We start from the raw sequence: 21,008 nt of genomic DNA, 5'->3' as shown, positions 1-21,008 counted from the left end.
AACATAATAGTTCAAACATGAACATTAAGCAAGAGCTGCCCTGGGATAATCCGCGCTTTCGCAACTGGGTTGCGGTGGCGCGCGCCTGCCATGTGCTGGAGCGCACGCTGGCGGTGAAGCTCGCCCCGCTCGACCTCAAGCCGGCGCAGCTCGACGTGCTGATGAACCTCTACCGCCACCCCGGCATGTCGCAGCACGACCTCGCCCGCAAGCTCCTGGTCGGCCGCTCCAACGTCACCATGCTGTTGCCGCAGCTCGAGACGCGCGGGCTGGTGCGRCGCGAGGGCGACGAGAAGGACAAGCGGGTGCTGCGGCTCAACCTCACCGAGGCGGGCGAGGCCCTGCTGATGAAGGCGCTGAAGGTTCACATGGCGCTGATCGAGAAGGCGATGAGCCAGTCGACGCCGGAACAATGCGACATGATCGGCGAGCAGATGCGCAAGATCGCCGACGTGCTGAAGGAAGCCTGAGCCGGCTTCCAATCACCACATCGTCTTCTTCGCTCTCTCCGGCCATTCCTGGTCGTACTTCTGGCCGTCGATATTCTTGCGGCTGGTGACCTCGAGGATCTGGCCGGGCGTCGGCAGCGACTTCGGGTCGACATGCCTGGCCGGGYTCCAGAGGTCCGAGCGCACGATGGCGCGGGCGCACTGGAAATAGACCGTGTCGACATCGATGACAGTGACCGAGYGGGCCGGCTTGCCGTCAACCATGAAGGACGCGCAAAGCCCGGCATCGGTCGTGATATGCGCGCGGCCGTTGATGCGCAGCGTGGTGCCGGAGCCCGGCACCAGGAACAGCATCCCGACGCGCGGATCGCGAATGATGTTCTTCAGCGAATCGGCGCGGTTGTTGCCGCGCCTGTCCGGCATCATCAGCGTCTTGTCGTCGACGATGCGCACGAAGCCGGCGAGATCGCCGCGCGGCGAGCAGTCGAGCCCCTCGGGCCCGCTTGTCGCCAGCGCCACGAAGGGCGAGGCCTCGATGAAGGCGGCATATTCGGGAATCACATGGTCGAGTTCCTTGACGACCGAAGCTTCGCCCGGCAGCCCGTAGAGGGCCTCGAGCTGTTCGACGGATGTGATGCGCGACATCTTCTTCGCCTCCTGACTTTTTGCCGGCGCTACGCCATGTCCATGACGCCTTGACGACAGCTGACATTGGATTGCGATGCCAGGCTAACGGTCCCGGYTCAGCCCCTTCTCGGCCAACTCGGCAAGATAGGCGTTCCAACGCTCGTCCTTTTCGTGGCCGAGCGTATGCAGATAGTTCCAGGTGAAGATGCCGGTGTCGTGGAAATCGTCGAAGGTGATGCGCACCGCATAATTGCCGATCGGCTCGATCTTGAGGATCGCGACATTGCGCTTGCCGGGGACCGTCACCCGCTGCTCCGGCGAATGGCYCTGCACCTCCGCCGATGGCGAGGCAACACGCAGGAGCTCCGCCGGCAATTCGAAGGGTTGGTGGCCGGGAAAGGTCACGGTCAAGAGCTTGCGGTCCTTCGAGACCCTTAGTTCCTTCGGCGCGGTCATGGCTGGTCCTGTCTAGAGACGGAGCAYGATGTCGTCCGAAAACCGCTTCACACTTTTCGGCATCATGCTCTGGTTGCGCCCTTCCCTACGCCGCTTCACGCGATCCGAAAAGGATCATTAGGAAGCAGCCGACACGCGATGTCGGTAGGGGAATGTTACCAAAGATCAAGACCTTCTATCTTGAATGCGGCACTGGATCGTATCACATAGCCGTATATAACGACGCCGCTCAGGCCACGGGAAACGCTTGCAATGGACATGATCGACCCCTTCGGTCGCACCGTCAGCTATCTGCGCGTATCGGTCACCGACCGCTGCGACTTTCGCTGCACCTATTGCATGGCCGAGGACATGACCTTCCTGCCGAAGAAGGATCTGCTGTCGCTGGAAGAGCTTGACCGGCTCTGCACCRTTTTCATCGAGAAGGGCGTGAAGAAGCTCAGGCTGACYGGCGGGGAGCCGCTGGTGCGCAAGAACATCATGCATCTGGTGCGCCAGCTGTCGCGGCATCTGGCGAGCGGCGCGCTGGACGAATTGACGCTGACCACCAACGGCTCGCAGCTGTCACGCTTTGCCGCCGAGCTCGCCGATTGCGGCGTCAAACGCATCAATGTCTCGCTCGATACGTTGGATGCCGAAAAATTCCACCAGATCACGCGCTGGGGCAATCTCGGCAAGGTTATGGAAGGCATCGACGCCGCGCAGAAGGCGGGGCTGAAGATCAAGCTCAATGCGGTCGCGCTGCGCGACTTCAACGACGCCGAGGTCCCCGAGATGATGCGCTGGGCGCATGGCCGCGGCATGGACCTCACCCTCATCGAGACCATGCCGATGGGCGAGATCGACGCCGATCGCACCGACCAGTATCTGCCGTTGTCGCTGCTGCGCGCCTCGCTTGAGCGCCAGTTCACGCTCTCCGACATCCCTTACAAGACCGGCGGCCCTGCCCGTTATGTCCATGTCTCGGAGACCGGCGGCCGGCTCGGCTTCATCACGCCGATGACGCATAATTTCTGCGAAAGCTGCAACCGCGTGCGGCTGACCTGCACCGGCACGCTCTATATGTGCCTCGGCCAGGAGGACGCCGCGGATCTCAGGGCACCGTTGCGCGCCTCCGAAGGCAACGAGCTGCTCGACGCGGCCATCGACGAGGCCATCGGCCGCAAGCCCAAGGGCCATGATTTCATCATCGACCGCCGCACCAGCCGTCCTTCGGTGTCGCGGCATATGAGCGTCACCGGCGGCTGATTTTTTCCACGATTTGGTGCAGGATCACCTTTGGTCATCGACCGGGGGGTATCATGCAGCATCTTCGTCGCATCGGCTTGTTTTCCGCACTCCTGTTCTTTCCGACGAACTTGACGACAACGGCGCTGGCCAAGCCGTTCACCTATGTCAACGCGCGGTTCGGCACCGTGTGCACTTTCCCGGACCAGATTTTCAGCAAGCGCATGCCCGAGCCGGAAAACGGCGACGGCCTTGAATGGCAAAGCGCCGACGGCGCCAGTGTGGCCTGTTACGGCGGCTACAATGCACTCGACGACACGCCCAAGAGCCTCGTCGAGAACGAAAAAGCCAGCCCGGGGCCAGGGGAAAAAGTCACTTACTCCAAGACCGGTAAGAACTGGGCGGTCCTGTCGGGTACGAAGGGCGACAAGATCTTCTACCGGCGGTCCGTGTTCGGCAAGGAGGACGTCATCCACAGCGTCTCCATCGAGTATCCCGCGGCGCTCAAGGCGAAATACGACCCGCTGGTCGGCGCCATTGCCGGCAGCCTGCACGAGGCCTCCGGGGCACACTCGAAATAAACCCTCCACGCCATCCTCCGCTCGATTTACCGCCGGCCTTTTCCGGCCTAGCCTTCGAGCGCGATTTTCGCTCTAGGGGGRGTGCACATGCGCACATTCATGCTTTCACTCGCAATGCTTGGGATTGCTTCCATGCCGGCCGCGGCTCAGTCGATCGGCGGCACCTACACCGTCGCCGGCACCAATTTCGACGGCTCCAAATATGGCGGCGAGGCAACGATCACGCTGACCAGCGACACGACCTGCACGATCCACTGGGAGACCGGCGGCTCGACCTCGGACGRCATCTGCATGCGTAACGACAATGCGTTTTCCGCCGGCTACGCGATGGGCAAGGAAGTCGGCCTCGTCGTCTACAAGATCGAGAAGGACGGCTCCCTGCACRGGCTATGGACCATCRCCGGCCAGAACGGCAACGGCACCGAAGTGCTGACGCCGAAGTAAGTCTTCGGGACTTCGGCAAATCGATCTCATGGGCCGCGCGGAAATTCGTGGCCCATTTCTTTTGGCGTTGCTGTTTCCGCCGGCCTGCTACAGGTTCGGTCCAAATAGAATCCGGAAACGCCTTTGCCCCTCTCGCCAAATCTGCGCGGCGCGCTGTTCATGATCGTGGCCATGGTCGGCTTCACCTTGAACGACGCGATCACCAAACTCTCCTCCGAGTCGATGAACATGGCGCAGGTCATGCTGGTGCGCGGCGTCTTTGCGACCCTCTTCGTCGGCCTGCTCGCCTGGCGGCGCGGCGCGCTTGCCAATCCGGCCGCGATGCTGCAGCCGATGGTGGCCATGCGTGTCGCCGGCGAGGCCGGCGCCACGGTGTCGTTCCTGATCGCGCTTGCGCATCTGCCGATCGGCAATGTCTCCGCCGTCATGCAGGCGCTGCCGCTGGCGGTTACCATGGGCGCGGCCCTGGTGTTCGACGAAGGAGTCGGCTGGCGACGCTGGACCGCGATTGCCGCCGGCTTCGTCGGCGTGTTGATCATCGTACGGCCGGGTTTCGAAGGGTTCAGCGTCTATTCACTGGTTGCACTGGCCAGCGTCGCCTGCTGCGCGGTGCGCGACCTCTCCACCAAGCGCATTCCGGAATCGATCCCGACGCTTCTGGTGTCGACGGCGACCGCGCTCGCCATGACCGTGCTGGGCGCGCTGCTCTTGTCGCCGATGGGCGGTTGGACGCCGATGAGCGGCCGGGCGACCGCGCTTCTGGCGCTCGCGGCGGTGCTGGTGCTCATCGGCTATCAGTTCATCATCATGGCGATGCGCTCGGGCGACATCTCCTTCATCGCGCCTTTCCGCTACACCGCCCTGCTCTGGTCGATCCTGCTCGGCCTCGTCATTTTCGGCGACGTCCCCGACCCGCCCATGATCGCCGGCGCCGCCATCATCATCGGCTCGGGCCTCTATGCGCTCTACCGCGAGCGCGTCGTCGRCAGACAGCAACCTGCCGCTGAAAGCGCTGGACCCGGCATGGCGCCGGATGGCATATAGGCCGATGGACCGAAATGTCGCGGGGATCATTCTGGCGGGAGGCCAGTCGCGCCGGATGGGCGGCGGCGACAAGCCATTGCTTCCATTGGGCAAAGCCAGGCTGATCGATCATGTCGCGGCGCGATTGAAGCCACAGATCGCGACCGTGGCGCTCAATGCGAACGGCGATCCGGCGCGATTTGCCGCCATGGGCCTGCCGGTGATCGAAGACACGGTCCCCGGCCATGCCGGACCACTGGCAGGCGTCCTCGCCGGCCTCGAATGGGCGGCGAAGCAACCAGGCTGTCTTTGGCTGATGAGCGCCGCCGGCGACACGCCGTTCTTCCCCGACGACCTCGTCGAGCGCCTCGCCGCCGCAGCCCGCGATCGGCCTGGCGCGATCGCCGTCGCCAGTTCGGACGGCAGATGGCATCCGACCTTCGCGCTCTGGCCGCTCGGCCTGCGCGACGCCTTGCGTCATTTCCTGGTCGACGAGGACAACCGGCGGGTTTCGGCCTTCATGGAGCGCCAGGGCCATGTCGAGGTGGAGTTCCCCATGATCGCGGCCGGCAACCAGAAGATCGACCCGTTCTTCAACGTCAACACACCGGACGACCTTGCGGCGGCGGAACGTCTGTTGCAAATCCTCAGGCTATGAGACGCGTATTCGGCATCACCGGCTGGAAGAACTCCGGCAAGACGACCCTGACGGAAAAGCTCGTCACCGAGCTGGTGGCGCGCGGCTGGACGGTTTCGACGGTGAAGCACGCCCACCATGACTTCGACATCGACAAGCCGGGCGCCGACTCTTTCCGCCATCGGCAGGCGGGCGCCACGGAGGTTGCCATCGTTTCCGGCCGGCGCTGGGCGCTGATGCACGAATTGCGGAGCGAGGACGAACCGACGCTGGACGACATCCTGGCGCGGCTGTCGCCCTCGGACATCRTGCTGGTCGAAGGCTACAAGCGCGAAGCGCACAAGAAGATCGAGGCAAGGCGGCTCGAAGCCAAGGATCGGACGCCGCTGTCGGCGAACGATCCCAACATCGTCGCGGTCGCCGCCGACTTTACAGTCGAAGGCGAAGACCTGCCGGTTTTCGACCTCGACGACACCAAATCGATAGCCGACTTTGTCGAGCGCAGCACAGGTCTCGTTGCTCGAACCAAGTAACGCAACGGCACATCCTGATTGTCGTTTGCCGTTGATTTGCAGTTGCTTTTTTCTTGGAAAGAGTGGGAGTATCCGCCCCAGCGGGCGGTAAAGAAGCTCCGCCCACAAGAGCCGCACGGGACAGCGGCCATGACAATATGAGAGGATTATCATGCGTATTGCACTGCGTATCGCGCTTGCCGCTTCGGCCGCGCTGCTGACACTTGGCGTCGCCCAGGCTCAGGAAAAGACCCTGAGGATCGGCACCGAAGGCGCGTACCCGCCCTTCAACAACCTGACCTCGGACGGCCAACTGGTCGGCTTCRACATCGATATCGCCAAGGCTCTTTGCGACGAGATGAAGGTGAAGTGCACCTTTGTCGCGCAGGACTGGGACGGCATCATCCCGGCGCTCCAAGCCGGCAAGTTCGACGCCATCGTCGCCTCGATGTCGATCACGCCCKAGCGCCAGGAAAAGGTCGACTTCACCCACAAATATTACAACACCCCCTCGGCCATCGCCGTGCCGAAGGATTCGCCGCTCAAGGGCGTGACCAAGGAAGACCTCGCCGGCAAGAACATCGGCGTCGCCACCACGACCACGCACTACAACTACGCTTCCAAGACCTACACGGACAGCACCATCAAGGGCTATCCGAGCAGCCCAGAGGAGCAAGCCGACCTCRCCAATGGCCGTCTCGATGCCATCGAGGACGACATCGTCGTGCTGCAGCAATGGCTGGATTCGCCGGACGGCGCCTGCTGCAAGATCCTCGGCCAGCCCTCGCCGCAGCCGGTCGAAATCTTCGGACCGGGCGCCGGCATTGCCGTGCRCAAGGGCGAGACCGATCTGGTCAACAAGCTGAATGCCGCGATCGACGCCATCCGCAAGAACGGAAAATACAAGGAAATCAACGACAAGTACTTCAAGTTCGACGTCTACGGCGCCGAATCCTGATAAGTTAGCCAGGGCGGTGAGGCATCCCTCGCCGCCCTTCTCTTCTCCCGGGATCGCCACGGAGACACGACCCGTCAATGCCGGCCCAAAGCATTTGGACGCTTCTCAGCTGGGGACCGGACGGCTGGAGTGACGACATTGCGTCTGGCGTTCTGGTCACCATTGCACTGGCGCTCGCCACATTGCCGATCGGCCTGGTGATCGGGTTCTTCGTCGCTTTCGCCAAGCAGCACGAAGAGCCGTCGCTCAGGCTCGCCGGCAACATCTACACCACGGTCTTTCGCGGCCTGCCCGAACTGGTGACGCTGTTCCTGTTTTTTTTCGGCATGCCGCTTCTGTTGCAGTATGTCGTGCGGCTGTTCAATCCGGATGCCACCATCGACGTCAACAGCTTCGTCGCCGGCATGATCGTGCTGGCGCTGATCTTCTCCTCCTACGCCAGCGAGGTCTTCCTCTCCGCGTTCCGCGCCATTCCGAAAGGCCAATATGAGGGAGGCTACGCCATTGGCCTGTCGAAATGGCAGACGATGCGGCTGGTGATCCTGCCGCAGCTGATACGCATCGCTTTTCCGGGTCTCGAGAATTGCTGGCTGAGCCTGCTCAAGGACACTTCGCTGGTCTCAGTGGTCAACCTCGCCGAGACATTGCGCCAGTCCGGCGTCGCGGCGCGCGTCACCAAGCATTCCTTCCTGTTCTACAGCGTCGCGGCGCTGATCTTCCTGGCGCTGGCCGTCCTGTCGTCGATCGCCACGAGCTACATCCTGCGCTACCTCGGGCGGAGGGAAGCGCGATGAGCGTCAGCCAGGCTATCGCCATCGACAAGCCGCCGCCGCAAGCGCGCGGCTGGCCGCGAGCCCGCATCCTCGGCTATGCGCTGGTCGGCATCTGGATTCTCTTCGGCGCCGGCATCGTGGCCTACCTGGTCTACGCCTGGAATCCCGAGTTCTTCGCCAGATACGCGCCGGCCTATCTTCAAGGCTTGGGAACCACCCTGTCGCTGGTGGCGATCTCCATGGTCCTCGGCGCCATCCTGTCGCTTCCGGTCGCCTATGGCCGCATGTCCAAGGACCCGATCCTGTCCGGGCTTGCCTATTGCTACGTCTATTTCTTCCGCGGCACGCCGCTGCTCGTGCAGACCTACCTGGTCTATTACGGCATCGGCTCGTTCCGGCCGGAGCTTGAGACGGTCGGGCTGTGGTGGTTTTTCCGTGAAGCCTTCTATTGCGGCGTCTTTGCTTTTTCGCTCAACACCGCCGCCTACCAGGCGGAAATCCTGCGCGGCGCCATCGAAAGTGTGCCGCGCGGCCAATGGGAAGGTGCGGCCTCGCTCGGCCTGCACAAATTGCAGACGTTGCGCAAGGTGGTGCTGCCGCAGGCGATCATCGTCGCGCTCAGGCCCTACGGCAACGAGCTCATCCTGATGATCAAGGCCTCGGCGATCGTCGCCATCATCACCGTCTACGATCTGATGGGCAACGCCAAGCTCGCCTACGCGAAATCCTTCGACATCCAGGCCTATATCTGGGTGGCGATCGTCTATCTGGTGATGGTCGAGATCCTGCGCCACGGCGTCGAATGGATCGAGCGCCGGATCACCGTCCATTTGCATCGCTAGATCAAACCGTTCAGGCCTGCACCAGTCGATGCGGCGCTGCGTGCCTTGACGAATTTTTCGCATGRCCTAGACCTTCGGCCACTGGAAACCGTGTTTTGTTGGAAGGCAGGCTTATGGCATCGGTTGCATTTCTCGGTCTTGGCGTCATGGGCTATCCGATGGCCGGGCACCTCAGGAACAAGGGCGGGCATGACGTCACCGTCTATAACCGCACCAAGGCAAAGGCCGAGCAGTGGGTGGCCCAGCATGGCGGCAAACTGGCGCTGACGCCGGCAGAGGCTGCCGAGGGCAAGGACTTCGTCTTCTCCTGCGTCGGCAATGACGATGATCTGCGTTCGGTGACGACCGGCCCGAACGGCGCCTTCGCGGCCATGAAGAAGGGTTCCGTCTTCATCGACAACACCACCGCCTCGGCCGAGGTGGCGCGCGAGCTTGACGAAGCGGCGCGCCAGGCGGGCTTCTCCTTTCTCGACGCGCCGGTGTCCGGCGGCCAGGCCGGCGCCGAGAACGGCGTGYTGACCGTCATGGTCGGCGGCGATGAGGCCGCCTTTGACAAGGCGCGGCCCGTCATTGACGCCTACGCCCGCATGATCGGCCTGATGGGCTCGACCGGCGCCGGYCAGCTGACGAAAATGATCAACCAGATCGCCATTGCCGGCCTCGTCCAGGGACTGGCCGAGGGCATTCATTTCGGCAAGAAGGCAGGCCTCGATATCGAGAAGGTGGTCGAGGTGATCTCGAAGGGGGCAGCCGGCTCCTGGCAGATGGAAAACCGCCACAAAACGATGAATGCCGGCAAATATGATTTCGGCTTCGCCGTCGACTGGATGCGCAAGGACCTCGGCATCTGCCTGGCGGAGGCCAACCGCAACGGCGCCAAGCTGCCGGTGACCGCGCTGATCGACCAGTTCTACAAGGATGTGCAGGACATGGGCGGCAAGCGCTGGGACACGTCCTCGCTGCTGGCGCGCCTGGAGCGCTAGGCGTCGCAATGCCCCTGCCCGATCCGACCTGGAGCGCCGACGACATCGTCGCTCATCTGCGCTCGATCGGTGTGGCGGAAAACCTGACCGGCATGGCGCGCTTCGGCATCAACACCGCGACCGCGCTTGGCATCGGCAATTCCGAATTGCGGCCGCTGGCGCGCAAGGTCAGGAAGAACCATGAACGCGCTGCTGCTGTGGAAGAGCGGCATTCGCGAGGCGCGGCTGATGGCCGCCTTCACGGGCGAGCCGAAGAAGCTCGACATCGGTCAATGCCGGCGCTGGGCCGCCGATTTCGACAGCTGGGAGATCGTCGACACTGTCGCCGACCTGTTCGCCGAAACGCCGTTCTGGCGCGAACTGGTCGACGAGTTCGCCGAAGACGACCGCGAATTCGTCCGCCGCACCGCCTTTGCCATGCTTGCCTGGAGCGCGGTGCATCTCAAGAAGGAACCGGACGCGACCTTCCTTGCCTATCTGCTGCTGATCGAGAAACATGCCGGCGACCCGCGTAATTTCGTCCGCAAGGCGGTGAATTGGGCGCTGCGGCAGATCGGCAAGCGGTCGATGAGCCTGCACGCCCCTGCCCTTGCGCTGGCGGAAAAACTGGCGGCATCGTCGGACAGGACGGCGCGCTGGATCGGCAAGGATGCGGTGAAGGAACTGACGGATGCCAAACAGCTCGCAAGGCTCGCAGCCGCAAAAACCTGACCTTTCCGGCCTCCGTTTTGTCGAGGTGACGCAAGAAACGCGCGGTCGTTTCGAATCGCTGTTCGAGCAGCCCGGCGCTCCGAAATATTGCTGGTGCATGGCCTGGCGCCATTCCAGCCGCGAGCACATTGAGAACGACGAGAAGAAACGCATGATGATGGCGCTGATCGATGCCGACACTCCCGTGGGCATCCTCGCCGAGTTGGACGGGGGACCGGTCGGCTGGTGCTCGGTCGCGCCGCGCGAAACCTACCGAAGACTTTCAAAGCAGCAGGACGACTCCGAGACCGGCATCTGGTCGATCGTCTGCTTCTACGTGCCGAGGGCCTTGCGCGGCGGCGGGCTGGCTTCCGCCTTGCTCGATGCGGCGATCGACCATGCCTTCGCCAAAGGCGCGCACATCGTCGAGGCCTATCCCGTCCACGAGRCAGCACCCAGCTATCGCTTCATGGGTTTTCGCGACATGTTCGTCGCGCGAGGCTTCCAAGAGACCGGAACCGCCGGCACGCGCCGGCATGTCATGCGGCTGAACCGTTGAGCCCTGACCGGTCAYGATGCTTTTACTCGATTCCGCAAATCCACTCGCGGAGGATGGAGCGACCATGAACAAGCGTTTCAGATCATGCGCGACGTTGGCGGCGGTGCTCCTGCTCGTTGCCTCGGGAACCCATGCCTCGGCCGATGTCGCGCATATCTTCTGGAAGGATCTCCGTCCGGCCACGCAAGCGATAGCCGAGGACGCGAACCTGCCGATGATCGCGGCAAAACTGCCCGACCACGGCGAGACCTTGTCGTTCGATCTGCGGGACAAGACGATACAACTAGYCGGCTATGCACTGCCGGTCGACCGCGAGGGTGACCTCGTCTACCAATTCCTGCTGGTGCCGTGGACCGGCGCCTGCAGCCATATGCCGACGCCGCCGCCGAACCAGATCGTGCTGGTGACGCCGGCGCATCCCTACAAGATGAAAGAGGCTTATGAGCCGGTCGCCGCCACCGGCGTGCTGCAGCCCGGCATGGAGAAAAGYCAGCTCTTCATCCTCGACGGCGTCTCGATCGTCCAGTCCGGATACACCGTGCGCAAGGCCGAGGTGACGAGCGTCGACAGCGTGCCGGACGCGGTCACGCTGCCGGTCAACTCGCCGTGGAATTTCCTCAACAAAAAGAAGAATTAAGGCCGGTCGGCGCAACCAGTGTCATGCCGCGTTCGCGCCCGATTCCTTGTCCAGCACCATGTAGTCGAGCGGGATTTCCGTCGTGTACTTGATCTGCTCCATGGCGAAGGACGACGAGACGTCGCGGATCTCGATCTTGGCGATCAGCCGCTTATAGAATGCATCGTAGGCGGCGATATCGGGCACCACCACGCGCAGCAGGTAATCGACGTCGCCGCTCATGCGGTAGAACTCGACCACCTCAGGGAATTCCTGGATCACCTCGGAGAAGCGCCGCAGCCATTCATGGCTGTGCGAATTGGTGCGGATCGACACGAAGACGGTGACGCGCACATTGACCTTCTCATGGTCGAGGATGGCGACGCGCCGCTTGATGACCCCCTCCTCCTCGAGCTTTTGGATGCGCCGCCAGCACGGCGTGGTCGACAAGCCGACTTTCTTGGCGACATCGGCGACCGCGAGCGTCGCGTCCTCCTGCAGGAGGCGGAGAATTTTTCTGTCGAGGCGATCCATGGGAAGCTCCAGGGGAATAGTTTCGCCATAATCCCTTTTATCGAGGCCTTTAACAAGAAAGAAATTCTGCCAAAGGCACGAAAAGCGAGTGATATCTTGCAGAATGCCTAATCGATGCGATAGCGGATTTCCGATCTCAGGAAGGGCAGCAAATCCATTTCAAACCAGGGATTCTTCTTCAGCCAGCCGGTGTTTCGCCATGACGGATGCGGCAGCGGCAGCACTCTCGGAATGGACGGTCCATCCCATATGGCGCGCCAGTTCCTGRCCGTCTCGGTCAGCGACGGCAGGCGTGTCGTGCCCATATGCCATGCCTGCGCATAACCACCGATGGTCAGCACCAGGTCGATCTGGGGCATCAGCGCCATCAGGTCCGAGCGCCAGGCGGGCGCGCATTCGCGGCGCGGCGGCAGGTCGCCGCCCYTGGCGTCCTGGCCGGGAAAGCAAAAGCCCATCGGCACGATGGCGAACTTTTCCGTGTCGTAGAATTCCTGCGCGCTGACGCCGAGCCAGTTTCTCAGCCGGTCCCCCGAGGCATCGGTGAACGGCATGCCCGACAGATGCACCTTGGTGCCCGGCGCCTGGCCGGCAAGCAGGATCCGCGCCGTCGAGGACGGCTGCAGCACCGGCCGCGGCTCATGCGGCAAAGGCTGGCCACGGGGCTCATCGATGCAAATACGACAGGCCCGCACCCTTTCGGTAAGGCGCTCCAGCGCTTGGCTCATATCGGGCGGATTATCCAATTTCGGTCRCTCAGGCCGTCGCGCTCGGCCGGCTTGTAAGCGCCGCGTACCAGCGCAGCACGTTCGTGCATTCCTCCGGCACCTTGATGCGGGCCGGTTTCATGAAATCGATGGCGATCATGCCGGTGATGTCGGCGACCGAATAGGCGTCGCCGGCGGCGAATTCGCGCTCCGCCAATTCATGGTCGAGCAGATGCAGGAATTCGATCGCTTTCGGCTTGTTGGCCTCGCCCCATTCCGGAATTTGCGGCACCTCCCATTCCTTCATCGCCGGATGGATATGCCGGAACGCCGCGGCGACGCTGGCCATCAGGTTCAGTTCCATGCGCCTTTGCCACATCTCGACTTTTGCCCTGCCGAGCGCGCCCGTGCCGAACAGCGCGGGCTCGGGATGGAGCTCCTCGAAATAGCGGCAGATGGCGATCGATTCGGTGATGATGGTGCCGTCGTCGAGCTCGAGCACCGGCAGGCGCCGCAGCGGATTGCGCCCAGCCACCTCTTCGCCGCGATGTTCCAGCGCGCCCATGTCGACGGGCACCAGCGGCACCGTCAGCCCCTTCTCGGCAAGGAAGACGCGCACGCGTCGGGGATTGGGCGCGCGGCCACCGTCGAACAGCTTCATTCGAACCTCCAGCTTCTCCACCGGATCATAGGGCGCGGGTCCGCCCATCACCAGAAGCGAACAAATTCGCGCAACGCATCGCCGAACGAGGCCAGCATGCCATGCTTTCTCTCGACCGGCGCGTCATGATGGCTGTCGCGCCATTGCTGCGGCTCCTCGAAAGCGCCTGCCCAGATGCCAACCTTGGCCGCTCTCGCCACCGCTTCCTCGGTTTCGAAGCCGCCGAAGGCAACCGCCCATCCGGCCTGCACCTGGGCCTTGTTCAGGTCGGTGTCGCCCGCCCTGCAATCTCCGAGCAGGCGGCCGTAGCGGTCGCGCTGCCAGCCGCTGCAGGAAACCGGCCTGCCGGCGATCAGGCGCACCAGCGACTGCCGCGCCAGCTTGCCGCAGGGATAGTCAGCGCCGGCCTTCTGGCAGGTCTGCTGATATTCCGGAGCGTCGATGCCGCGCATGCGGATGCGTTCGCTCCCGAGCGTGATCGAATCGCCGTCATTGACGATTGCCGTACCTTGCTCCTTGCGTGTCTCGAAGCGATCGAGCCGCGCCGCCACCAGGATGAGCAACCCGAGCAAGAGGAAGGCCAGCCCATAGTCCAGCAGCTTGCGCCCGAGGCTGCGCGGCGGGCTCGCCGCGTAGCGTCGGCGCGGTCCTCGCGGCCCGAAACAGCTCATATGGCAAACAGTCTCTTAATCATTCGAACGTAGCTTAACGAACTGACAGTCGCTGCGCGCAGAAATTGAAGTCTGTATGCCTTTGCAACGCTCGAACACAGCGGATAAATTTATTGTGGACCGCCGTAAACCGCACCGCAACAGCGATGTGGCGCGCGCGGTGCGCAAGACGCGCGACCGCCTTTCGCAGCAGGCGGGCAGCCTCGACTTCGACCGTGAACTGCTGAAGCTGCATGCGCGCACCATGGTGGTCAGCGCGATCGCGATTCCCCTGCTCGTGCTCGCGGTGGCGGCGACAGGCCGGCTGGCGGGCATGGACGGCCCAATCACCATCTGGGCATTGTCGACGCTGCTTTGCTACACGATCGTCGCTTTCATGGCGCGTCGTGTGGAGCGGACCGAAGCGGCCGAACTCGACCCGGTGCAGACGCGCCGCGACTTCCTGATCGGCCATTTCCTGTGCGGCCTTGGCTGGGCATGGTTTGCCTGGATCGGTTGCGACACATGCCAGATCGACCAGTTCCATGTGGCCAAGGCCATGGTGATCCTGGTCGCGATGGCGATGACGGCTGTCTTGGCCTCCTCGCTTGGTGGCGCCCTGTTCGCGACTTTCGCCATTCCCGTTGCCGTTTATGTCTACACCATCATGCGTCTGTGGACGCCGATCGAAGCCACGATGGCGGCACTGCTCATCGCGGCGCTTCCGTTCTTCGGTTACGTCGCGCGCCACCTCAACCGGGCGTCGCTGATGGTGCTGTCCTTCCGTTCGGAGAAGGACGCGCTGATCGCCGAAGTCGAGACGGCGAAATCAATGTCGGACGAGGCAAGGCGGYGCGCCGAGGACGCCAATCTGGYGAAATCGCGTTTTCTCGCCTCGATGAGCCACGAGCTCAGGACGCCGCTCAACGCCATCCTTGGCTTCTCCGAAGTGATGGCCAATGAAGTGCTGGGTCCGATGAACAATCCGACCTATCGCGATTATGCCCATGACGTGCACGAGTCCGGACAGCACCTGCTCGACCTGATCAACGAGATCCTCGACCTGTCGCGCATCGAGGCCGGCCGCTACCAGCTCAACGAGGAACCGGTCATGCTGGTGACCATCGTCGAAGATTGCTGTCACATGATGGAGCTGCGCGCCCGTAACAAGGACATCCGCATCATCCAGGAGTTCGAGGAGACCTTGCCGCGCCTCTTCGCCGACGAGCGCGCCGTCCGGCAGATTACCCTCAACCTTCTGTCCAATTCGATCAAGTTCACCCCATCCGGCGGCGAAGTGCGCGTGCGCGTCGGCTGGACCGCCGGCGGCGGCCAGTACATTGCAGTCAAGGACAACGGCCCGGGCATACCGGAGGAGGAAATCCCGGTGGTGCTTTCCGCTTTCGGCCAAGGCTCGATCGCCATCAAGAGCGCCGAACAGGGCACCGGCCTCGGCCTGCCGATCGTGCAGGGGCTGCTCGCCATGCATGGCGGCACGTTCGAGCTTCATTCCAAGCTACGCGAAGGCACCGAGGCGATCGCCATCTTCCCGCTGAGCCGGGTGATGGAGGAATTGCCGGCCTTGCCGACCAAGGCTGTCGCGGCGACACGTGGACGCCGGTAGGGCAATTCCAGGAGAAGTGTGAGCTGTTTCCGTCCGGAATTGCGTAAAAACAAAGAGATAGTGCGGCTCTTGGAACCTTTAACGGCGGATAGCCACCGCCATGCCCGAACTCGTCAACGCCGCGGCCTTGACGATACCGGCGGCCAGAGCGGCCCCTACCCCTTCGCCATGGCCGATGCCGAAATCGAGCAGCGGCCGCAATCCGAGCTGTTCGGCCACCTTGGCATGGCCGGGCTCGGGCGAGAGGCTGGCGAGCAGGCAGTGATCGAGCGTGCCTGGGTTGGCCGCATGCAGGGCAGCGGCCGCCGCCGTCGCTACGAATCCGTCGAGCAGCACGGGAATCTTTTCCATGCGTGCCGCGAGAATGGCGCCGCAGATCGCCGCGAACTCGCGTCCGCCGACCCGGCGCAAGGCCTCGAGCGGATCGCTCAGACCCGGGCCATGGAATGCCAGCGCCCGATCGACGACCTCGGCCTTGCGCGCGATCATCATTGCATCGGCGCCCGCTCCGGGGCCGACCCAGTCGGCCCCCTCGCCGCCGAACAGCGCTGCRCAAAGCGCGGCGGCGATCGTCGAATTGCCGACTCCGAGATCGCCCAGGCACAGAAGATCGGCGCCGCCCGCGACCGCCTCCATGCCGAAGGCCATGGTCGCGGCGCAGCCGCGTTCATCGAGCGCATCCTCCTCGGTGATGTCGCCCGTGGGAATATCCAACGCGAGGTCGAAGACCTTCAGGCCGAGATCGTTGGCGATGCAGACCTGGTTGATCGCAGCCCCGCCGGCAGCGCAGAGCTCGACCTCGTTGGCGGTCGCCGCCACCGGCCGCGGCGAGATGCCGTGCCTGACCGCGCCGTGATTGCCGGCGAAGATCGCCATCAGCGGCCGATTGATCGCCGGCGGTGCGCGCCCGCTCCAGGTGGCAGTCCAGGCCGCGATGTCCTCGATTCGTCCCAGCGATCCTTTCGGCTTGTCCGCCTTGGCGAACAGTGCCCGGACGCGGCCGCCCGCCGCGTCATCGGCCAGCGGCAGCGCCGCGAGGAGGCTTCGGAAATCGTCGAAGGGCTGAGCAGGCATTTATGTCGGTCGCGGTTGGTTGCGAAAATCGCAAGCGGCATAGCCGCCTTCTCCCGCCGGCACAACCGCCTGACGATGCCGCGAACGCGTCGCCTTGCGACGCATCGCGGAGGGCTTGCATTGCTCCGGCGGTTGCACCATGTGGAATAAAGCCAAGAGAACAGCATGACCGCCATCGAATCCCCCTGCATCCTGGTCTGTTCGATCGATATGAAAACCGGGTTCTGCTTCGGTTGCGGCCGCACGCGCGACGAGATTTCCGGCTGGCTGACGATGACCCCCGAAACGCGCCGGGCGGTGATGGCCGAACTGCCGGCACGGCTCGACACGGTCGAGCGGCGGCCGCGCCGCGAGACAAGGCGTGCCCGCATGGCGCGCGAGCGCGGCGTTTTGTGAGAAGAAACCGATGAATCGGCTGTTCTGGATTGTCATGGCGGTGATCGGCGCCGGGGTCGTGCTGCTCATGCTCAACAATTCGGCCGGCCACACCTTCGGCATGAACAACAACGATTTCAGCCGGCTGATCTGGGTCGGCGTGCTGGTGATGGTGATCGGCGCGAGCCTGCTCCGCTCGGGCCGGCCGCTGGGCGACATGGCGCGCAATATCGGCGTCTGGGCCGCGCTGATCCTCGTGCTGATCGCCGGCTACCAGTATCGCTACGAGTTGCAGGACGTCGCAAGCCGCGTGACCRCCGGCCTTGTCCCGGGCAGTCCGCTGGCGCTCGGCGTGGAGAATGGCCGCCCGACCGTCACGCTCGACAAGGCCGACAACGGCCATTTCGAGGCCCGCATCCTGGTCAACGGCACCCCGGTGCGGGCCGTGGTCGACACCGGCGCGACCAGCACGGTGCTGACGTCCGAAGATGCCCAGGCCGCGGGGTTCAACCCGGCGGCGCTCAGCTACAGCGTGGATGTCTCCACCGCCAACGGCATGGCGCGCGCGGCGACGGTCAGGACCGACGAGGTGGCCATCGGCGGCATCGTGCGCAAGGACATGTCTGTGATGGTCGCCGCGCCCGGCATGCTGGACCAGAGCCTGCTCGGCATGAACTTCATCGGCTCCTTGTCGGGTTTCGACGTGCGCGGCGACCRCATGATTTTGCGGGATTAATCGATCGAGTCAGGCTGCCTCGGCCTCCGCCGCCGCAAAATCGATCGCAGTGAACGCAGTCCTCAAAACCTCAGGCCCGGCACCTGGTTTGTTCGCGTCGGTGGAAAGAATCTGCCGGAAGCGGCGCGCGCCGGGGAGACCGTGGAACAGTCCGACCATATGGCGGGTGATGTGGCCGAGCCGTCCCCCCTTCTCGATATGGCGCGCGGCATAGCCGGCCATGGCGTCGATCAGCGCCGGATAGTCGAAGGCGGCGGCCGCCTCGCCGTAGAAAGCGGCATCGACCCCGGTGAGGATCCCCGGCGTATGGTAGGCGGCGCGGCCGAGCATCACGCCGTCGACATGGGAAAGATGCACCGACGCCTCGCCGAGTGATTGGATACCGCCATTGATGCCGATGAATTCATTCGGCTTCCTGGCCTTCAGCCGGTAGACGCGCGGATAGTCGAGCGGTGGGATGTCGCGATTCTCCTTGGGGCTCAGCCCCTCCAGCCAAGCCTTGCGGGCATGCACCCAGAGCGCATCGGCGCCGGCGGCGAGCACGCCGTCGGCGAGCGTGTCGAGGGCGGGCTCCGGGTCCTGATCGTCGACGCCGATGCGGCATTTGACCGTGACGGGGATCTTCACGGAAGCCTTCATCGCCGCGACGCATTCGGCGACCAGAGCCGGCGTCTTCATCAGGCAGGCGCCGAACGTCCCCGACTGGACGCGGTCGGACGGGCAGCCGACATTGAGGTTGATCTCGTCGTAACCGAAGGCCTCGCCGATCCGCGCCGCCTCGGCAAGTTTTGCCGGATCCGATCCGCCAAGCTGCAATGCCACCGGATGCTCGACATTGTCGAATCCGAGCAGTCGCTCGCGCGCGCCATGGATGACCGCATCCGCCACCACCATCTCGGWGTAGAGCAGAGCCCGACGCGTCAACTGGCGATGGAAGAACCGGCAATGCCGGTCTGTCCAATCCATCATAGGTGCTATGGCGATTCTAAGGTTCGGGTATTTCTTCATTCTTTTGTAGCTGAACGGTTGGATCCCGTGCGTCTCGGTTTTTCGTCACGACACAATGCTCATGGAGCACATACGCACGATCCTACCCTATCAGTTAAATTTGGCGTTTCGATAGCCTTGTTCAGCGCCGGACCAAGCACCCAAGACACGTAAGAAGACGTTTGGCGGGCAATCCTGTTTGGCCTACGGTTATCGAAGCAGTACCACGGCCGCATTCGGGAAACCCTTGGCGGCAAAAGGTCGGTCGGCATCTATGCTCAGGCTGGAATCGCCGCTGTAGAGTATTTGCCACGCGACAACCCATCCAGATTTTACGATCGTCTTTAGATCATGCGTTCCCTTCATCCGAAGGCGATGATGCGGCAGGTAAATAGTTCCGTTTACCGAATAATTCTTATTCCCTGAGAACGATATGGTCGCAATCCTATCCGACTTTTCGCGAGAACCGAATATCGCAAGCCCTGAATAGACCCCGTCCTTAGGCGCGGAAAGTCGCACTGAACCGTTCCCTGGCGATTGAATGATGCTGGAGCCCGCATCGAGGAAGAGGGTAACACCATTCCCCTTCAAATTCGCGTCGCTGCCGATGCCGACGACCGCGTTGTGGAAGTAGTAAATTCCTGGGGAAAAGGTTGCGTTTCCGTCAAAGCTGATACTCCCGCAGAAGGTGCGGCCGGCGGGCATTGAAACATCGGCAAGCGCCTCATTGTTGTAGTCACAACCGGTCGGAAGAACTGGCTCCGGTATTTCGATAAGCGGATCTGCGAGTTGGGGCTGGTTCGGAATTGGCTTAACGCTGTAGCCACCCCCCTGATAGCCGCCCGCGACCGAGATCTTGCTTGCGGCAATTTTTCCCCCGCCAACGTGCCTCAGCGCGGTCGTGCTGGAAGAGTTCACTTGAATGCCGCAGTTTTGAGCCGATACTCCACCGGCCCCTGTCACCGTCAAAGCTCCGCTGGATTCTGGGTCAAGGGCATAGACACAATAATCCGGAGCGGTTTTTCGCRCCATCGCTTTGACGTGAAGGTCTATTGTCTGAATCCCAGCGAGACCCATAAAAAACGTCGGCATTCTGGCCGAGATCTCAACGTTCGCCTCTCTCAGAGCACTATCAGTCTTTGTGATATCGGCATCGACGATGAGGTTGGTCGCAAAGTCCCCGTTAGCAAGCGCCCAGTCCTTCGCTGACTTGACGGCGTCTTCGTTTTCCCGGTCGGATTCAACAGCAGTAAGCGCTGCCGTGTCGGCTATCTCCTGCAATCTGGATTTCCAGAAAATGGCGTTGGTGAGGTCGACGCTCAACCCCAAGACCAACCCGAGTGGCACCGCCAACAGTGCGGCCGCTACTGCTAAATTTCCGCGTTCATTACGCAATAGCTTGGCAAGCCTGCGCATCGAAATCACTTTCTCGGGATAACAATTAGCACGCCTAGCTTTAAGTAGGGCGCTACTTTAACCCGAAAGCTTGGTCGACCTGGTCCGATTGCAGCATATCGATGGACGAATGTCCCACACCGGGAAGAATCAATAACCGCCAGTTCAAGGGCCAGCCATTAGCCGTCGCGACGGCTTGCGCTAGCTCAAACGTGAATTCCCCCCGCTCCAAGCGCGTGGCGCCCTGACGCAATGCGGCCGCGCTTACACCTAGGTCAGTTTCGCCCGTATCCTCTTCTCCGAGATAAATTGTCAGAGGGAGCGCCAGATAGGCTTTCAACTCTTGTGTGGCCTGATCCGTAGTGTACACGCAACCTGAGGGCAGACATCCCAACCCGTATGCGACCGCTTCCGACAGGGAGGGCAATACGTACGTGGATGGATTGGCTACCACAATCCTTTTGGCATCCGCCAAGGCAAATGCCGCGACGCGAGACATGAATTGTGCACCGGCCGAGTGTCCGAAAAGGTAATATCTCGCCGTCGGYAATCCTTCTCGCTTCCGCRCCCACGCCACGAGGCCCTTAATATACCAGACTGTCCATCGGTCCCGAGGTTGAATGGAGCCGTCGTGCACAATGCCACCTAGCTGGTAGCTCCAGGTGGGAAATCGCTCCTGGTCAAAAAGCGGCGCCATTACAATCATACAATTTCGGTCAGCTAACGGCTCTGCATAGTCTCTATATGACGAGGCCGTCCTATTGAGGCCATGAAAAACAAATAAAATTGACGGGTTGCTGCAGTATTTCGGATGGTATGTATATATAGTGAACTTTGTTCCATTGATGGTTACCGATGTCGAGCCGTCGCCGACTTTCCAAGCACTGGCCG

At 62.6% G+C, this 21,008-nt stretch carries 27 protein-coding genes and 1 pseudogene; 17 read left to right on the top strand and 11 right to left on the bottom strand.

The genetic code is table 11. The annotated features are described in order from the left end of the window. Positions 1 to 17: 17 nt before the first annotated feature. The gene (locus tag LCM4576_RS01210) at positions 18 to 470 is read left to right on the top strand and encodes a MarR family winged helix-turn-helix transcriptional regulator (RefSeq protein WP_040982799.1); all 453 of its coding nucleotides are present in this window, start codon (positions 18 to 20) and stop codon (positions 468 to 470) included. 12 nt (positions 471 to 482) lie between these two features. On the opposite strand, the gene LCM4576_RS01205 is transcribed toward LCM4576_RS01210, so the two are convergent. Continuing rightward, on the bottom strand, positions 483 to 1,094 hold the full coding sequence (locus tag LCM4576_RS01205) for a pyridoxamine 5'-phosphate oxidase family protein (RefSeq protein WP_071029890.1): 612 nt from the start codon (positions 1,092 to 1,094) through the stop codon (positions 483 to 485). An 84-nt stretch (positions 1,095 to 1,178) separates the two neighbouring features. Next, positions 1,179 to 1,532 (bottom strand): gamma-butyrobetaine hydroxylase-like domain-containing protein, encoded by a 354-nt coding sequence (locus LCM4576_RS01200; protein ID WP_071029888.1) that lies wholly within the window; start codon positions 1,530 to 1,532, stop codon positions 1,179 to 1,181. 252 nt (positions 1,533 to 1,784) lie between these two features. Here LCM4576_RS01200 and moaA point away from each other — a divergent pair, with 252 nt between their 5' ends. From moaA to LCM4576_RS01150, 10 genes are all read left to right on the top strand, one after another. Continuing rightward, positions 1,785 to 2,780, top strand: a complete 996-nt coding sequence (gene moaA, locus LCM4576_RS01195) for a GTP 3',8-cyclase MoaA (protein WP_071029886.1) — start codon at positions 1,785 to 1,787, stop codon at positions 2,778 to 2,780. Between the two features lie 53 nt (positions 2,781 to 2,833). Further along, a complete protein-coding gene (locus LCM4576_RS01190) occupies positions 2,834 to 3,340 on the top strand; it encodes a hypothetical protein (RefSeq protein ID WP_071029885.1) in 507 nt (168 codons plus the stop codon). A gap of 87 nt (positions 3,341 to 3,427) precedes the next feature. Continuing rightward, positions 3,428 to 3,784, top strand: coding sequence for a hypothetical protein (locus LCM4576_RS01185; RefSeq protein WP_071029882.1), 357 nt, complete (start codon positions 3,428 to 3,430; stop codon positions 3,782 to 3,784). A 123-nt stretch (positions 3,785 to 3,907) separates the two neighbouring features. Then, complete coding sequence (locus LCM4576_RS01180; RefSeq protein ID WP_071029880.1) at positions 3,908 to 4,828, top strand: DMT family transporter; 921 nt, start codon at positions 3,908 to 3,910, stop codon at positions 4,826 to 4,828. A 4-nt stretch (positions 4,829 to 4,832) separates the two neighbouring features. Next, positions 4,833 to 5,465, top strand: a complete 633-nt coding sequence (gene mobA / locus LCM4576_RS01175; RefSeq protein WP_071029878.1) for a molybdenum cofactor guanylyltransferase MobA — start codon at positions 4,833 to 4,835, stop codon at positions 5,463 to 5,465. Then, positions 5,462 to 5,977: a molybdopterin-guanine dinucleotide biosynthesis protein B gene (mobB, locus tag LCM4576_RS01170; RefSeq protein ID WP_071029876.1), complete on the top strand. Its 516-nt coding sequence runs from the start codon at positions 5,462 to 5,464 to the stop codon at positions 5,975 to 5,977. Before mobA ends, mobB begins: the two co-directional genes overlap by 4 nt. A 151-nt stretch (positions 5,978 to 6,128) precedes the next feature. Next, positions 6,129 to 6,914, top strand: a complete 786-nt coding sequence (locus LCM4576_RS01165) for an ABC transporter substrate-binding protein (protein WP_071029874.1) — start codon at positions 6,129 to 6,131, stop codon at positions 6,912 to 6,914. Between the two features lie 77 nt (positions 6,915 to 6,991). Next, positions 6,992 to 7,708, top strand: a complete 717-nt coding sequence (locus LCM4576_RS01160; RefSeq protein ID WP_040982779.1) for an ABC transporter permease — start codon at positions 6,992 to 6,994, stop codon at positions 7,706 to 7,708. Further along, complete coding sequence (locus LCM4576_RS01155; protein WP_040982777.1) at positions 7,705 to 8,529, top strand: ABC transporter permease; 825 nt, start codon at positions 7,705 to 7,707, stop codon at positions 8,527 to 8,529. Before LCM4576_RS01160 ends, LCM4576_RS01155 begins: the two co-directional genes overlap by 4 nt. Positions 8,530 to 8,642: 113 nt before the next feature. Beyond that, positions 8,643 to 9,512, top strand: a complete 870-nt coding sequence (locus tag LCM4576_RS01150) for an NAD(P)-dependent oxidoreductase (protein ID WP_071029872.1) — start codon at positions 8,643 to 8,645, stop codon at positions 9,510 to 9,512. On the opposite strand, the gene LCM4576_RS37060 is transcribed toward LCM4576_RS01150, so the two are convergent. Then, a complete protein-coding gene (locus tag LCM4576_RS37060; RefSeq protein ID WP_244508415.1) occupies positions 9,509 to 9,694 on the bottom strand; it encodes a hypothetical protein in 186 nt (61 codons plus the stop codon). The two genes, LCM4576_RS01150 and LCM4576_RS37060, sit on opposite strands and share 4 nt — an antisense overlap. Here LCM4576_RS37060 and LCM4576_RS01145 point away from each other — a divergent pair. The 3 genes and pseudogenes from LCM4576_RS01145 (at position 9,605) to LCM4576_RS01135 (ending at position 11,398) form a co-directional block, all read left to right on the top strand. Next, positions 9,605 to 10,223: pseudogene (locus LCM4576_RS01145) on the top strand (DNA alkylation repair protein). The gene LCM4576_RS37060 and the pseudogene LCM4576_RS01145 sit on opposite strands and share 90 nt — an antisense overlap. After that, on the top strand, positions 10,183 to 10,761 hold the full coding sequence (locus LCM4576_RS01140) for a GNAT family N-acetyltransferase (protein ID WP_083361273.1): 579 nt from the start codon (positions 10,183 to 10,185) through the stop codon (positions 10,759 to 10,761). The pseudogene LCM4576_RS01145 and the gene LCM4576_RS01140 overlap by 41 nt, the downstream one beginning before the upstream one ends. A gap of 64 nt (positions 10,762 to 10,825) precedes the next feature. Continuing rightward, positions 10,826 to 11,398, top strand: a complete 573-nt coding sequence (locus tag LCM4576_RS01135) for a DUF3299 domain-containing protein (protein ID WP_071029868.1) — start codon at positions 10,826 to 10,828, stop codon at positions 11,396 to 11,398. Positions 11,399 to 11,419: 21 nt separating this feature from the next. Here the strand turns inward: LCM4576_RS01135 and LCM4576_RS01130 are convergent, their stop codons facing one another. From LCM4576_RS01130 to LCM4576_RS01115, 4 genes are all read right to left on the bottom strand, one after another. Further along, the gene (locus LCM4576_RS01130) at positions 11,420 to 11,911 is read right to left on the bottom strand and encodes an Lrp/AsnC family transcriptional regulator (protein ID WP_006205209.1); all 492 of its coding nucleotides are present in this window, start codon (positions 11,909 to 11,911) and stop codon (positions 11,420 to 11,422) included. Between the two features lie 107 nt (positions 11,912 to 12,018). Continuing rightward, entirely contained in the window at positions 12,019 to 12,636 is a 618-nt protein-coding gene (locus LCM4576_RS01125; RefSeq protein WP_071029866.1) for a uracil-DNA glycosylase family protein, read from the bottom strand. Positions 12,637 to 12,664: 28 nt separating this feature from the next. After that, positions 12,665 to 13,276, bottom strand: coding sequence for a glutathione S-transferase (locus LCM4576_RS01120; RefSeq protein WP_071030125.1), 612 nt, complete (start codon positions 13,274 to 13,276; stop codon positions 12,665 to 12,667). 47 nt (positions 13,277 to 13,323) lie between these two features. Continuing rightward, positions 13,324 to 13,947 (bottom strand): thermonuclease family protein, encoded by a 624-nt coding sequence (locus tag LCM4576_RS01115; protein WP_071029864.1) that lies wholly within the window; start codon positions 13,945 to 13,947, stop codon positions 13,324 to 13,326. Positions 13,948 to 14,023: 76 nt separating this feature from the next. Between LCM4576_RS01115 and LCM4576_RS01110 the strand changes: the two genes are divergently transcribed. Further along, a complete protein-coding gene (locus tag LCM4576_RS01110) occupies positions 14,024 to 15,550 on the top strand; it encodes a HAMP domain-containing sensor histidine kinase (protein ID WP_071029862.1) in 1,527 nt (508 codons plus the stop codon). 78 nt (positions 15,551 to 15,628) lie between these two features. On the opposite strand, the gene LCM4576_RS01105 is transcribed toward LCM4576_RS01110, so the two are convergent. Beyond that, the gene (locus LCM4576_RS01105) at positions 15,629 to 16,624 is read right to left on the bottom strand and encodes a nicotinate-nucleotide--dimethylbenzimidazole phosphoribosyltransferase (RefSeq protein WP_071029860.1); all 996 of its coding nucleotides are present in this window, start codon (positions 16,622 to 16,624) and stop codon (positions 15,629 to 15,631) included. Between the two features lie 165 nt (positions 16,625 to 16,789). On the opposite strand from LCM4576_RS01105, the gene LCM4576_RS01100 reads away from it, so the two are divergent. Both LCM4576_RS01100 and LCM4576_RS01095 read left to right on the top strand, forming a co-directional pair. Next, a complete protein-coding gene (locus tag LCM4576_RS01100; protein ID WP_071029858.1) occupies positions 16,790 to 17,020 on the top strand; it encodes a DUF1289 domain-containing protein in 231 nt (76 codons plus the stop codon). Between the two features lie 10 nt (positions 17,021 to 17,030). Next, positions 17,031 to 17,735 carry a TIGR02281 family clan AA aspartic protease gene (locus LCM4576_RS01095; protein ID WP_071029856.1) on the top strand — a complete coding sequence of 235 codons (705 nt, stop codon included), beginning with the start codon at positions 17,031 to 17,033 and terminating at the stop codon, positions 17,733 to 17,735. Positions 17,736 to 17,744: 9 nt separating this feature from the next. Here LCM4576_RS01095 and dusA read toward each other — a convergent pair whose 3' ends face one another. From dusA to LCM4576_RS01080, 3 genes are all read right to left on the bottom strand, one after another. Then, positions 17,745 to 18,743 carry a tRNA dihydrouridine(20/20a) synthase DusA gene (gene dusA, locus LCM4576_RS01090; RefSeq protein WP_071029854.1) on the bottom strand — a complete coding sequence of 333 codons (999 nt, stop codon included), beginning with the start codon at positions 18,741 to 18,743 and terminating at the stop codon, positions 17,745 to 17,747. Between the two features lie 189 nt (positions 18,744 to 18,932). Beyond that, a complete protein-coding gene (locus tag LCM4576_RS01085) occupies positions 18,933 to 20,138 on the bottom strand; it encodes a pilus assembly protein TadG-related protein (protein WP_083361272.1) in 1,206 nt (401 codons plus the stop codon). Positions 20,139 to 20,190: 52 nt separating this feature from the next. After that, on the bottom strand, positions 20,191 to 20,616 hold the full coding sequence (locus LCM4576_RS01080; RefSeq protein ID WP_131803203.1) for a hypothetical protein: 426 nt from the start codon (positions 20,614 to 20,616) through the stop codon (positions 20,191 to 20,193). Positions 20,617 to 21,008: the final 392 nt, after the last annotated feature.

Source organism: Mesorhizobium sp. LCM 4576, from assembly GCF_001854815.1.
GTDB classification, from domain to species: Bacteria; Pseudomonadota; Alphaproteobacteria; order Rhizobiales; family Rhizobiaceae; genus Mesorhizobium; species Mesorhizobium plurifarium.
Note: the sequence above shows the minus strand (reverse complement) of the source record. Positions and strands in the feature narration are given on the sequence as shown.